At 68.2% G+C, this 13,305-nt stretch carries 9 protein-coding genes and 1 tRNA gene; 2 read left to right on the top strand and 8 right to left on the bottom strand.

Annotated elements, in window-relative coordinates; all coding sequences use genetic code 11:
- Positions 1-1,076: 1,076 nt before the first annotated feature.
- Positions 1,077-3,665 (top strand): AAA family ATPase, encoded by a 2,589-nt coding sequence (locus tag ACIPWY_RS13585; protein ID WP_362901300.1) that lies wholly within the window; start codon positions 1,077-1,079, stop codon positions 3,663-3,665.
- Between the two features lie 211 nt (positions 3,666-3,876).
- Here ACIPWY_RS13585 and ACIPWY_RS13590 read toward each other — a convergent pair whose 3' ends face one another.
- Both ACIPWY_RS13590 and dcd read right to left on the bottom strand, forming a co-directional pair.
- The gene (locus ACIPWY_RS13590) at positions 3,877-4,386 is read right to left on the bottom strand and encodes a phosphoribosyltransferase (protein ID WP_362901302.1); all 510 of its coding nucleotides are present in this window, start codon (positions 4,384-4,386) and stop codon (positions 3,877-3,879) included.
- Between the two features lie 8 nt (positions 4,387-4,394).
- The gene (gene dcd / locus ACIPWY_RS13595; protein WP_127827666.1) at positions 4,395-4,970 is read right to left on the bottom strand and encodes a dCTP deaminase; all 576 of its coding nucleotides are present in this window, start codon (positions 4,968-4,970) and stop codon (positions 4,395-4,397) included.
- Positions 4,971-5,494: 524 nt separating this feature from the next.
- Between dcd and ACIPWY_RS13600 the strand changes: the two genes are divergently transcribed.
- A tRNA-Gly gene (locus ACIPWY_RS13600) sits at positions 5,495-5,568 on the top strand.
- A gap of 175 nt (positions 5,569-5,743) precedes the next feature.
- On the opposite strand, the gene ACIPWY_RS13605 is transcribed toward ACIPWY_RS13600, so the two are convergent.
- From ACIPWY_RS13605 to ACIPWY_RS13630, 6 genes are all read right to left on the bottom strand, one after another.
- A complete protein-coding gene (locus tag ACIPWY_RS13605; protein ID WP_362901304.1) occupies positions 5,744-7,084 on the bottom strand; it encodes a putative Ig domain-containing protein in 1,341 nt (446 codons plus the stop codon).
- A gap of 615 nt (positions 7,085-7,699) precedes the next feature.
- Positions 7,700-8,323 (bottom strand): histidine phosphatase family protein, encoded by a 624-nt coding sequence (locus tag ACIPWY_RS13610; protein ID WP_401533208.1) that lies wholly within the window; start codon positions 8,321-8,323, stop codon positions 7,700-7,702.
- Positions 8,324-8,328: 5 nt separating this feature from the next.
- The gene (locus ACIPWY_RS13615) at positions 8,329-8,811 is read right to left on the bottom strand and encodes an SRPBCC family protein (protein ID WP_362901306.1); all 483 of its coding nucleotides are present in this window, start codon (positions 8,809-8,811) and stop codon (positions 8,329-8,331) included.
- 65 nt (positions 8,812-8,876) lie between these two features.
- The gene (locus ACIPWY_RS13620) at positions 8,877-10,646 is read right to left on the bottom strand and encodes a carbamoyltransferase C-terminal domain-containing protein (protein ID WP_362901308.1); all 1,770 of its coding nucleotides are present in this window, start codon (positions 10,644-10,646) and stop codon (positions 8,877-8,879) included.
- A 65-nt stretch (positions 10,647-10,711) separates the two neighbouring features.
- Positions 10,712-11,758, bottom strand: coding sequence for an NAD(P)/FAD-dependent oxidoreductase (locus ACIPWY_RS13625; protein WP_401533211.1), 1,047 nt, complete (start codon positions 11,756-11,758; stop codon positions 10,712-10,714).
- Between the two features lie 152 nt (positions 11,759-11,910).
- A complete protein-coding gene (locus tag ACIPWY_RS13630) occupies positions 11,911-12,870 on the bottom strand; it encodes a hypothetical protein (RefSeq protein WP_401533213.1) in 960 nt (319 codons plus the stop codon).
- Positions 12,871-13,305: the final 435 nt, after the last annotated feature.

The raw sequence follows: 13,305 nt of genomic DNA on the forward strand, positions 1-13,305 counted from the left end.
CCGTTACCGCCACCCTGGACTCCGCCCTGAGTGTTACCCCTCCCGCCACCCTGGACTCCGCCCTGGGTATTGCCGTTACCGCCACCCTGGACTCCACCTTGGGTGTTCCCGTTACCGCCACCCTGGACTCCGCCCTGAGTGTTACCCCTCCCGCCACCCTGGACTCCGCCCTGGGTGTTCCCGTTACCGCCACCCTGGACTCCGCCCTGAGTCATGCCGTTACCGCCACCCTGGACTCCGCCCTGAGTGTTACCCCTCCCGCCACCCTGGACTCCGCCCTGGGTATTGCCGTTACCGCCACCCTGGACTCCGCCCTGGGTGTTACCCCTCCCGCCACCTTGGACTCCGCCCTGAGTGTTACCCCTCCCGAAACCCTGGACTCCGCCCTGGGTGTTGCCGCCACCCTTGCAGTTCCTTTGAGGGTTTCCAGGGCACGGCCTTTCCGGCAGCACCGTCGCGTGAGTGCCTGTAGCTGTCGGGGCAGCGAACGCGACGGAGGGCGTCAGGGCACCTCCCGCAGCCAGAGCAGCCGATGCGGTCAGCAGCGCCGTACGCTTTGCGAATTTCTTGGACACGATGATTCCTTTCCGATGAGCAGACCCTGCCGATTCCGATGAGTAGGGCCCTGCCGATTCGCAGCCCAATTCAATTACGGAAGATATTCTCCGCAAAATGCGCTGCTAGGTCGGTTCCCGACGGGATCGAGTGAGTCATCCGTTTGACCTGATGACTTGATTAAGCCCGGACACTCCGACCGCCTGACCCTCCGGAATCTCATGGCTCGACAGACGGCGGCAGCCGGCTGAACTCGCTGCCAGAGTCATTTCGGAGGCGCGGGGTGGGCGACATGCTCTGCGGGCCGGTTTGAGCCGCGAACCGGCAACCCCAGGTTCTGGGACTCATTGGCCAGCATGCGCTGCTGCAGCCGGAGGCACATCGGGTGAACACCCCAAGTTCCACCCCGGCACACCCCACATCCCACCCCGGCATCCCGCGACACCACCCCACCGGCCGACCTGTCCTGATCGGTCTGGATCTTTTGCGCGGGTCCGGACACGGAGGGAAACTGGCTGGTAATGGACCTGCTAGAGCGAGAGGCCGTACTCCAGGACCTCACCGGTCACCTGCGGGCGGCCGTGAACGGCCCTGGACGCCTGGCCCTTGTCCGCGGCGAGGCCGGCATCGGCAAGACCACCGTCGTCCGCCAGCTGGCCAAACTGGCCGATCCCCACATCCGGATCCTGGTCGGCGCCTGTGACCCGCTGGCCACACCCCGCCCCCTGGGCCCTCTGATGGACTCGGCCCCGCGCTTGGGCCGGGCGGTGCGCACTGCCCTGACCGGGGCGCTGGCCGGCACCTGCCGTCCTGATGAGGTCTTCGACTGCCTGCTCGCCGACCTGAGCGCCTACCCCAGCCTGCTGGTCGTGGAGGACATCCACTGGGCCGATGAGGCCACGATGGACCTGCTGCGTCACCTGGCCCGACGCCTCCCGAGCATTCCGGCGCTGGTGGTGGCCACCTACCGCGACGACGAGATCGGCCGCACCCACGACTTGACCACTCTCCTCGGCACCCTGGCCGGCTATCCGTGGGTGTACCGCCACGACCTCGCCCCCTTGAGCCGCCGGGCGGTGGCCCAGCTGGCCACCGGACACGCCGTCGACACCGAGCAGCTGTATCACGTCTCCGCCGGCAACCCGTTCATCGTCACCGAGATCCTGGCCGCCCCTGACGAGCCCATCCCGGCCACGGTGCTTGAAGCCGTCGCCGGCCGCCTGGCCGTCCTGTCGGCCGCAGCGCGCGCGGTCGTCGACGTGCTGGCCGTCCTGGGGCGCCGGGTCTCGCTGCCACTGCTGGCCAGCATCCTGCCGGCCCCGGAGGAGGCGCTCGACGAGGCCGTGGCCTGCGGAATCGTGCGCACCGACGGGCAGGTGACCGAGTTCCGCCATGAGCTGACCCGGCTGGCGGTGCTGGAGGCCGTCCCCGCCGCCTACCGTCTGCGGGTACACCGGCAGGTGCTGGCGGCGATGCGGTCCGGCCCGGTCGCTGCGGATGATCTGGCGCTGCTCGCTGATCATTCCGAGGGCGCCAGGGATCCGGCCGCCGTGTTGAAGTACGCGCCCGCAGCGGCTGCCCATGCTGCCGCGTCGGGCGCGCACCGGGAAGCAGCCGCCCAGTACGCCCGCGCCCTGCGGTACGCCGACCGCCTGCCGCCCGACCAACGGACCTCCCTGCTGGAAGGCCATTCGCAGGCCTGTCTCCTGTCCAGCCGACTGGATGAGGGGGTCGCTTCTCGCCGTAAGGCGGTGAGGCTGCGCCGTGCGCTGGGCGACCGGCTGCGCGAGGGGGAGGACCTGCGCTGGCTGTCGAGCTGGCTGTGGCCGGCCGGGCAGACCGCCGAGGCCAGACAGACCGGCCTGGATGCAGTGCGGGTCCTCGAAGGGATGGGGCCGAGCCGGGAGCTGGCCTGGGCGTACCTGAACCTCTGCCAGCTGGCCTGCTACGAACATGAGGGGGTGGCGGTGGCCGCCGCCTACGCCGAGAAAGCGATCGCTCTGGGTGAGCGCTTCGGCGATACGGGGGTGGTCGTCCAGGCGCGCTTCCATGCCGCGGCGGCACGAATGCTGAGCGAAGGGTACGGCTGGGAGGACTGCGAACAGGCGGTGTCCAGCGCGATGACGCAGGATCTGTCGGTGGACGCGGGCTTCCTGGGCCTCAACATGTGTTGGTTCGCCGCGCTGCAGCGTGATGCCGCCCGGACCACCGCGGCCGCGAGCCGGGCGGAAGCCTATTGCCTCGATCGCGACCTGCTGTCCTACCTACTGTGCACGAGGGCCTGGGGCAGCTGGGGGCTGCTGAACCGGGGCTTGTGGATCCAGGCCGCCGATGCCGCACAGCAGGTCCTGTCCCATCCTGGCTCACCACCGGTCGGCCGGGCCCTGGCCTTGACCGTCCAGGGCCTGGTGCGGGCCCGTCAGGGCAGGGCCCAGGTGTGGCCGCTGCTGGAGCAAGCGGCGAGCCTGGTCGACTCGAACTGCCTGCTGGACACGGGCCTGGGGTGGGAGGCCCGGGTCGAGGTGGCCTGGCTGGCCGGTGATCACAAGCTGGTGCAGGCGGAGGCACAACGCGGTCTGGACGCGTTGGCGGAGCGCACCCATCCCTGGCTGTCAGGGCCCCTGGCCTGCTGGATCCGCCGCGCCGGAGGGGATCCCCCGCAGGTGCCGGCGGCCGAACCCTACGCGCTGGAGCTGGCCGGCGACTGGGCCGGCGCCGCGGCACGATGGGACGGGCTCGGCTGCCCGCACGAGGCCGCGCTGGCCCGCCTGTCCGGCGACGCACCCGCGCTGCACCAGGCCCTGGCCGCCTTCGAGGCCCTCGGCGCCCGATCGGCCGTGGCGCGCACCCGCGCCGTGATGCGTACCCGCGGTGTCCGCCCGATCCGTCGTGGCCCGCGGGCGGCCACCCGGGCCAATCCGTACGGGCTGACCAACCGGGAACTGGACGTCCTGAAGCTGCTGGACGAGGGCCTGTCGGATGCCGAGATCGCCGCCCGCCTCTACATCACTCCCAAGACCGCCGGGCATCACGTCGGCGCGGTACTGACCAAACTCGGCGTCCACACCCGCCACGAAGCCGCCCGCAAACTCCACCATTCCGAGCGCTGACAGGGCCCGCAACAATGAAATGCCGAAGAGGTCCTTTCATTGCGCAACCAGCCCATGGCGGCTTTGCTTCCCTGACTGGAGCGCATTCCCACAAAGCCGGCCCGCAGCACCCATTCTCATTCAGGTGCCTACGCCTTCACATCCGCCGTCTGTGATTATCGTCAACAGTCCGAACGGCATTCGCCCGAGCAACACGAGTCCGGGCGACGGCTCAGAGCGCGTCTTTCGACGGCGTGATCGGCGTGCCGGACTTACGGCAGGGAGGCAGGACGGACCACGGGAAGTTGATCCACTCATCCGTGCGCTTCCACACGTACTCGCACTTCACCAGCGAGTGCGACTTCTCGTAGATCACGGCCGAGCGCACCTCGGCCACGGCGTCGAGGCAGAAGTCGTGGACCAGCTTCAGGGTCTTCCCGGTGTCGGCGACGTCATCGGTGATGAGCACCTTCTTGTCCGAGAAGTCGATCGCGTTGGGCACGGGCGCCAGCATGACGGGCATCTCGAGCGTCGTCCCCACACCCGTGTAGAACTCCACGTTCACGAGGTGGATGTTCTTGCAGTCGAGGGCGTACGCGAGCCCGCCGGCCACGAAGACGCCACCGCGCGCGATGGACAGCACGATGTCCGGCTCGTACCCGTCGTCGGCGATCGTCTGCGCCAACTCGCGCACGGCGGTGCCGAACTTCTCGTACGTAAGGTTCTCGCGTACGTCACTCATACTGCTGCTCACACCTGCGTTCGATGGAAATTGAGGAAGGAACGGGAGGCCGTGGGGCCGCGCTGGCCCTGGTAGCGGGACCCGTAGCGCTCGCTGCCGTACGGGTGCTCGGCGGGCGAGCTCAGCCGGAACATGCACAGCTGCCCGATCTTCATGCCCGGCCACAGCTTGATCGGCAGCGTCGCGAGGTTCGACAGCTCCAGCGTGACGTGCCCGGAGAACCCGGGGTCGATGAAGCCGGCGGTCGAGTGCGTGACGAGCCCGAGCCGGCCGAGGGAGCTCTTGCCCTCGAGGCGCGAAGCGAGATCGTCCGGCAGGGAGATGACCTCGTACGTGGAGGCGAGCACGAACTCGCCGGGGTGGAGGATGAAGGGCTCGTCGCCCTCCGGCTCCACGAGCCGCGTCAGGTCGGCCTGCTCCACCGCGGGGTCGATGTGCGGGTAGCGGTGGTTCTCGAACACCCGGAAGTAGCGGTCGAGCCGCACGTCGATGCTCGAGGGCTGCACCATGGATTCGTCGTACGGATCGATGCGGACCCGCCCGGCGTCGATCTCGGCCCGGATGTCCTTGTCTGAGAGAAGCACGTAGCGAGGATACGCAGAGCGCGCGGGCCCGCCACAATCCGGCCATTGCACCGCGACTGTGGCGCACCCGCGCGCCCGTTCTTCGGCTCCGCGCCGACTACCGCTTCTCGAACTCCACAGGAACTGCGTTCCTCAGCCGCGCACACCGCGGACATCGGATCAGCCGGCCGGGTCCGAGCCGGTCGGCCTGCTGCATCGGGAACGAAGCGGTGCTGAAGACGTGCCCCTCGGCACAACGAACAAAGGTGCGCTCCATCGAGTCCCAGAGTCCCTTCCCCACGAGCCACTACGCCATTTCTGGCTGACAACGAGGGGTCACATTACGGGATGAAAGGGACGCCGCTCCAGGCGGCACTCCGGCTACCGAAGGACCCTCGAAGCCGGCCCCACCGTACGCCTCAACTCCCTTCACCCGCAGTCACTTCCAGCACGCACAACGCAGCCAGGCCCCCGGGCAAAAGCACCGGGGGCCTGGCATGGGGTACAGTGTGCGACGTTACGACTCCGGATCCCCGGCGTCTTACGCGGGTGTAGTTTAGTGGTAGAACATCAGCTTCCCAAGCTGAGAGTGCGAGTTCGATTCTCGTCACCCGCTCCATAGTTGAGGCCCAGGTCAGCGACCTGGGCCTTGTTCGTTGTCCGGGCCTGTCCCGCCCTGTTCAGCTGTAGCGCACCACATCTGCACCGTCGGTCAGGCGGCTGTTCTTCCCGGTTCATACGGTGCCTTCCGCATGAACCGGGAAGCCGTAAGCCGTCTGCCAGTGCTTTGGATCTCAGATGGTGCAGCCGGGGCCGCTGAGGGGGCGGATGCAGACGTTGCGCGAGGCACCGCCGTTGTTGGTGTTGGTGCCCGGGCCGCCGTCGAGGAAGTCAGCGCCGTTGCCGCCGAAGAGAGCGTCGTTGCCGTTGCCGCCCCTGAGGACGTCGGCGCCGTCCTGGCCCTCGATGCGGTCGTTGCCGTCGCCGCCGCCGATGACGTCGTTGCCGTCGCCGCCGCACAGGATGTCGTTGCCGCCGCGGCCGTCGATGACGTCGTTGCCGCCGAGGCCGAAGATGACGTCGTTGCCGGGCGTACCGATGAGGACGTTGGCCCGGTTGGTGCCGACGATGGTGGGCGTCGCGTTGGCACAGGTGAGGGTGGCGGGCGGACGGACGGTGATCGTGAACTGCCTTGAGGCCGGGGGCACGTCCGGGTCGGGGTCGGTGGCCGTCACGGTGAACGTGTACGTGCCGGCCGTCGTCGGAGTACCGGAGATCACGCCGCTCGTCGTGTTGAGGTTCAACCCGGCAGGCAGAGAGCCGCTGGTGACCGCGAAGCTGGGGGCTCCGGTGCCGCCGCTGGTCTGCAGGGTGGTGGAGTAGGCGACGTTCTGGGTGGCGTCGGGCAGCGGACTGGTGGTGACGAAGGCCAGATCCTGGATCGTGTAGCTGATCTTCACCTGGCCGTTGGCGCTGGGTGTTCCGATCGGCGAGGCGCTGTACGTGGTGCCCGTTCCCGTGGCAGTGGCGAAGCTGCTGCCGCCGCCACCGCTCCCCCCGCCGGATGCACCAGCGGTGGTGGCGGAAGCGCCACCACCGCCACCGCCGAAGTAGCCGCCTCCGCCGCCTCCGCCGCCACTGACGACGAAGCTGGTGCCACAGCCGGTGTAGTCGCCGCCGGCACCTCCCGTACCGACCGTCGCACCGGAGAATCCGCCGCCCGCGTTGCCGGCCTGGCCCGTGCAAGACCCGGCGACAGCTCCCGTGCCTGCCGTACCTCCCGCGCTGGTGGTGCCTCCGCCACCGCCGCCACCGGGCGCACCGCCGAGAGACCCGCCTGTGGCTCCGTCGGTGCCGTCGGGGGTTCCGCCATTACCACCCTGGGTCGGGAGATTGCGTCCCCCGCCGCCGCCCCCTCCACCAGCTACCACCAGCAAGTTTGCGCCCGTCGCCACGCTTGACGCGCCGCCCCCGCCCGCGCCGGTGGACAGCGGAGTGGTGGTTCCGTTTCCGCCCGCACCGCCGCCGTTGTACCCACCGCCGCCCCCGGAGCCAGTACAGGACGCGCCGCCGGAACCACCCACGTTGACGGTGAGGACCGTGGGGGTCGCGGAGGCCGGAAGAGTGCTGACCACGCGCGCCCCGGTACCACCCGTCGACCCATTGGGACAGGTTCCGCTGACGGCACTGCCGCCTCCGGCGCCGTCAGCGGTGATCGTCGCCACCGCGTTCGCGGGGATGGTGAGACTCTGCGGGGCACCCGTGAAGGTGAAGGTCTGATCGATGTCGACTGCACGATGGGACGCCGTGGCCGCCGCCGCTCCAGGAGTCATCCCGAGACCGGACAGGGCCACGCAAAGGGCTGCCGCAGCGCCTGTGCTGTACCACCGCCGGCCATGGCCGGACCCTCCACGCCGTCGCCCCGCCCTCGCGATCAAAGACGGTCGCGCAAGTCTTTCGTTCACCGATCTCTCCCGGTTCCTTCGTGTCAGCCCTGTCTGAGCCCGTGCGCAGTCAGCAGCAGGCCGGCGCCTCCATACCCCACGGTGCGCGCAGGCGCACTCTATGTTACGAAAAGAACCACAACAGTAAATAAGTCCTTTTTGCGCATCCTTCGAGCGTGTCTGGCATGCCCCTGCCCAGGCAGGTGACCGCATCCATCCCCACCCGCTCAGAAGCAGACGGAGAACACCGGCGTGGGTCTGCGGGGCCCGGTCAACGGCTCCAGGACTCACGCGATGGGGGTGAGTTCAGGGGGACTTCAAGTGATGGGTGTCGTTGAGGGTCTGGACCGTGGCGGTGTCGTCGTTCTTGTACGTCACCGTCGACAGGGAGGCCGCTGCTACTTCCATGCGGAACAAAGTCTGTGGTGGGGCCTGGAGGGCCAGGCGGATCAGGGTTCTGAGGGGGACGACGTGGGAGACGACCAGAACCGTGGCGCCGGCGTACTGGGCCATGAGGCTCTCTCGTACGGCGGCGACCCGGCGGGTTACCTGTTGCATGGTTTCGCCCGCGCCCGAGGGTGGGCTGTCCGGTGAGGCGAGCCAGGCGCTCAGGTTGTCCGGGTAGCGTTCGCGGACTTCGGCGAAGGTCAGGCCCTCCCAGTCGCCGAAGTCCGCTTCCCGCAGGTCCCGGTCGACCTGGACGCTCAGGCCGAGGCGCGCGGCCACGGCGTCAGCGGTCTCCCGGCAGCGCCGCATCGGTGACGTGACGACCGCCTCGATGTCGCCGCGGTGGGCGAGGGCCTCTGCCGCCGCCTGGGCTTGGCGGTGTCCGACCGGTGAGAGTCCCGGGTCGGATCCCCCGCTGCCGGAGAGCCGCCGCTCCGGGGTGAGCGGGGTTTCGCCGTGCCGCAGCAGTACGAGCGTCGTCACGTCACTCACTTCGAGGTCTGCGCGAAGTGGTCCCGTACGGCGTCGGTCTGCTTCTCCATGATGTCGATGATGCCCTCGACCACGGTCAGGTCGGCGTCCTCGGCGATCTCCAGGGTCCGTGACCAGTCGAAGAAACTGCGGGCCGGGTCGTTGGTGATGGGGAAGACGCGGATGGTGGCCTCGTAGCTGGCGACTCCGCTGGTGGGGGCGACGGCCCGGTAGGACTGGGTCTTGTTGATCTCGTCGCGGGCGGCGATCTCCTGCTGGACGACCTTGCCGCTGAGCGTGAGCTTGAAGTCGTAGCGGGCCGGGACCGTTTCGACCGAGCCGCCGTCCACCCAGCTGGTGTCCCGGTGGACGTCCATGTCGCCGGGGGACACGATCTCCAGGATCTGCATGGCGTCGCGGATGGTCACCCACACGGTGTCCGGGTCGGCGTCGAGGATGGTCGAGTGGTACATGGTGTGCTTGCGCTGGATCGTCGGCACGGGTTGTTCCTTCTTCTGGTTGTTGTCGCTCAGGCTTCTGGTTGGTGGCGATCGGGAGTTGTCGCTCAGGAGTTGTCGGTCTTGGCTATGAGGTGGTTGCCGAGGATCAGGTAGTCGATCTCGGTGCCCATGAAGCAGTTCAGGGCGTCGGTGGGGGTGCAGACGATGGGTTCGCCGGCGACGTTGAACGAGGTGTTGATCAGGCAGGGGGTGCCGGTGAGTTCGATGAACTTCCGCAGCACCGCCGTGAGCCGCGGAGTTCCCTCGTCCGTCAGGGTCTGGATGCGGGAGGTGCCGTCCACGTGTACGGCGCCGGGGATGCGGTCCTTGTACGCGTCGCGGACGGGGAAGACGAACGTCATGTACGGGGAACTGGTCTTGCGCCCCATGTCGAAGATCTCCGGCGCCTGCTCTTCCAGGACGAGGGGAGCGAAGGGGCGGAAGGGCTCCCGGTGCTTGACCCGGGTGTTGATGATGTCCTTGATGTCGGCGAAGCCGGGGTTGGCGAGGATGCTGCGATGCCCCAGCGCGCGTGGCCCGTGCTCGACGCGGCCCTCGAACCAGCCGATGACGACCTTCTTCGTCAGCAGTTCCGCCACGTGGTCGACGACCTCGTCGTCGTCCAGGCGCGAGACGACGACACGGCCGGTGAAGCCCTCGAGCGCCTCCTCGATCTCGGCTTCGTCGTAGGACGGGCCCAGATAAGGGCTGACGGGTGCGGAGGCGGCGAGGACGTCCGCGGGAGCGGTGTCCGGGTGGCCCAGCCAGGCGTGGACCGCGGCTCCGATGGTGATGCCGGTGTCCGAGGCGCCGAAGCTGACCTGCATGTCCTCGAAGCGGGAGCCTTCGAACATCGGAGTGTTGTTCAGGCAGTTGAGGGCTACGCCGCCTTCGAACAACAGCCGGTCGAGATCCGTCCTCTTCTCCAGGTGACGGACCTGGTGGGCGGTCGCGACGTTCAGCATCTCCTGCGCGGCGGCGGCGATGCGGGCCTTGTATTCGAGGGTGTCTTCGAAGGGCCCGAAGTATTCCTCGAACAGGGCGTCATGGCTGTGGAGGTTGTCGGTCTGAAGGGGCTTGGTGAAGGTGTAGCGGCCGTCGTCGTGCAGCGTAAGAAGGCGTTCGACGAACGGGTTCGGAGTCGGCGGGCCGGTGTATCCCGCCAGGCCCATCACCTTGTACTCGTCGTTGTTGGGGACGAAGCCGAGGAAGCGGGTGATGGAGGAGAACAGGGTGCCGATGGAGTGCTGGGCGACGGTGACGGTGTCCTCGAAGACGGTGATCCGGCCGTCGCGGATCTCGCCCGTCAAGGTCGAGAAGCGCTCGGCGCGGCCGTCGCTGACGAGGAACGCGGAGTCCTTCATGCCGGCGAGGTAGTAGCCGGTCGTCGCGTGGGCCAAGTGGTGAGGAACGAACCGGACCTTGGCCGGGTCGGGGCGGTGTCCGGTGCGGGCCTCGAAGTCCGCGAGCATCGCTTCGTGGCTGACGACCTGGTCGAACAGGTCGGCCATGTCACACATGAGTCCGGTCTTCGCGTCCCGCGCCAACGGCGAACTGCGGATGCCGTCCAGGATGTCGTCCAGAACCTGGGGAGACCAGTTCCAGGGGAAGGCGAACAGGTCGACGTCATCGAACGTGATCCCGGCTTCCTTCAGGCACCAGTCGATCGCGTTCTCGGGGAAGTCGGTGGTCTTCTTCTCCCGGTTGAGGCGCTCTTCCTCCACCGCGGCGACCAGGCGGCCGTCCACCAGGACCGCGGCGGCGGCGTCGTGGCCCAAGAGGTAATGCTTGTTGATGCCGGTCGCACCGAGACGTTCGGAGAAGAACTCCGACACCCGGCTGAAACCATTACATCCAAGAACAATCACGGCATTCTTTCCTGTTCTGGCCTGTTATGGGGCTACTTGACGATCAGCAGGTCGCGGAGCTGTTCCCCGGCCGCGGGTGCCTGGCACAGGCCCGCACCGGTGAATCCGGCCGCGTACAGGAAGCGGCGGGTGGGGTGTTCGCCGATGAAGGCGGCGTTGTGAGGGCTGGCGTCGAAGTCGCCGCTCCACGCGCGATGCAGACCGATGCCGTCCAACGCGGGGAACAGGGTGCCGAGATGGCCGGCGACGCGACCGAGCCAGGCCTCGCGTGCTTCGCCCGCCTTGGGTGCGCCCATGGCGAGGAGGATGCGGTCCTTCCATGAGCGGATCCGCAGGCCTGATGTGGCGTGCATCGTCATGGGCATCTCGCGGTGCGGGGAGGGCGGGACGTCGGTGAACAGCATCTCCATCGCGTGGGGTGCCAGCGGCAGGTCGACCGATGCCAGGGCCGCCACCTCGCCGGACCAGGGCCCGGCCGTGCACACGATGCTGTCCGCCTTGATGCTGCCCTGCGGGGTGTGGACGGTGTTGTCGTCGTCGATGCGTGTGACGGGTGTGTGGGTGAACAGGCGGGCGCCGTGGTTGCGGGCGGCGGCGGCGTAGCCGCGCACGATGTCGAGGCCGTCCACGTGGTACGCCTCAGGGGCCCAGGCGGCGGCCAGGACGGCGCGCTCGTCGATCAGCGGGTTGAGCTCGGCCGCTTCGCGGGCACTGATCAGGTCGACTTCGACGCCGGCGGCCTGCTGGGCTCGACGGCCGGCCTCGAAGTCGGTGATCTGCTGTTCTTCGGTGAACAAGGCCATGAACCCGAGCCGCTTCAGGCCGAGGGAGACTCCGGTGTGGCGCGCGAAGTCGTGATAGGCGTTCAGGCTGCGCACGGCCCTTCGCCCGGTGTCGGGGTTGCCGGGGAAGTAGGTGCGGACCATGCCCGCCGTGTGCGCGGATGCCCCGCCACCGAGGCCTCCGCGTTCGAGCAGCACGGTGTTCACGCCGACTTCGGCGAGGTGGTAGGCGGCGGAGGTGCCGATCACTCCCCCGCCGATGACGACGGCGTCGGCGCGGGCAGGCAGGGCGCTCAAGATCGTCCTTCTCCAGTGGTGTGGGGTTCAGGTGCGGATGGCAGGGCTCAGTGCCGACTGACTGCCGGTGCCGTCATCTCCTCGGCGGACTCCGCTACGGACTGCGCTACGGGCCGCTACGGGCTCGGCTACTGACTGCGCTACGGGCTCGGCTACACGCCTGCCGCGGCGCCCTGCTGGCGCAGGTGGTCTCCGGTCTCCCACGGGTACAGCTGGAGGTTCCAGCCGCCGAGGCAGTTGATGTAGAGGGCCATCTGACTGGTGACGGCGTAGAAGTCGTCACGGTCGAGGCGGTCGACGACCTCGAGGAAGCGCTGGGTGAACGCCCACAGCTTCTCCAGGCCGCAGTAGCCCAGGAACTCGGCGGGGACGCCGACCAGGAGGCGGGCCATGTGGACCAGGGAGTCCATGGGCATGCCCTGGACGGCACCGCGGACGAGACCGCCGTAGGCGGCGTAACCCAGGGGCCGGGTCTCGCCGTTGACGAACAGCAGGGTGGGCAGGACCGTGCCGAAGTTGCCTGCCTGGGAGGGGATGACGCCCTGGTGGAGGTCATCCAGCTCGGCCGGGGGCACGAGCCAGATCTTCTCGGTCTCGGCGCGGATGTCGGCGATCAGGCGGCCGGCGTCCGCGTCGGTGGCGTGGAGCATCGGGATGCCATGACCGCCCTGCTCGCCTGCGCGGCGGACCTCGGCGACGATCTCCTTCTTCGTGGAGTAGACGGCGTCCCAGATCGCGGCCCCGGCTTCCAGCAGGGCGGGCATGTCCGCCTCACGGATCTGACCGACGGGGGTGGCGGGCATCGGCTCGGTCAAGGTGCCGTACTTGATGCCCAGGTGCTGCAAGCCGGAGCAGAACACGGTGCCGTTGGGGGCCTCGCGCCGGTCGGGGATACGGGTGGTGTGGGGGGTGTGCAGCAGAGTGGGTATCGGCGCCACGTGGTAGAGGTGTTCCCCCGCGATGAGGGCGTGTCCCTGGAGGCTCTGGTAGGGCAGAGACTCCCACAGGGCATCGGCGAGTGCCGGGTTGCGGTCGTCAAGGTCGGCGGTGACCGTGATGCCGAGGTCGGGCCAGGAGATCTCGATCTGACGGCCAGGCAGCTTCTCGGGCAAGGCTTATCCAGTTCGTCGGTTCGGCTTGCTTTTCCGAGGAGTACACCGGCAAGTGGCTTGATTCAGGCAGGCGTTGAAGACATGAAACCTTGATCAGCTCGGGATCCGTAGTTTGTAGGATTCTACGAAACCGCAGCTCAGTCGGCCGGAAACCGCAGCCCGGCGCCGTACGCGAGCACAACGTGACGCGCATGAGCGTGACGGACACAAACGTGACGGGCATGAGGCAGCTCCCACCCCGTCTGCCGTCGAGCCAGGCAGAGCCGAGCCGACACGGCCACGGCGTCCAGGGCATTCGCACCTGGCGCTCTCCACGGTGTGCGGGTCGACTGCATACGGGATGGGAGCTGGGGGGAGGGCGGGAGTTTGAGGAACTACGCCCTGGGTTGATTTGAGGAACTACGCCCCGGGTTCGAGGAACTACTACGAGTTCAG

It is taken from the genome of Streptomyces sp. NPDC090032 (assembly GCF_044748025.1).
GTDB lineage: Bacteria > Actinomycetota > Actinomycetes > Streptomycetales > Streptomycetaceae > Streptomyces.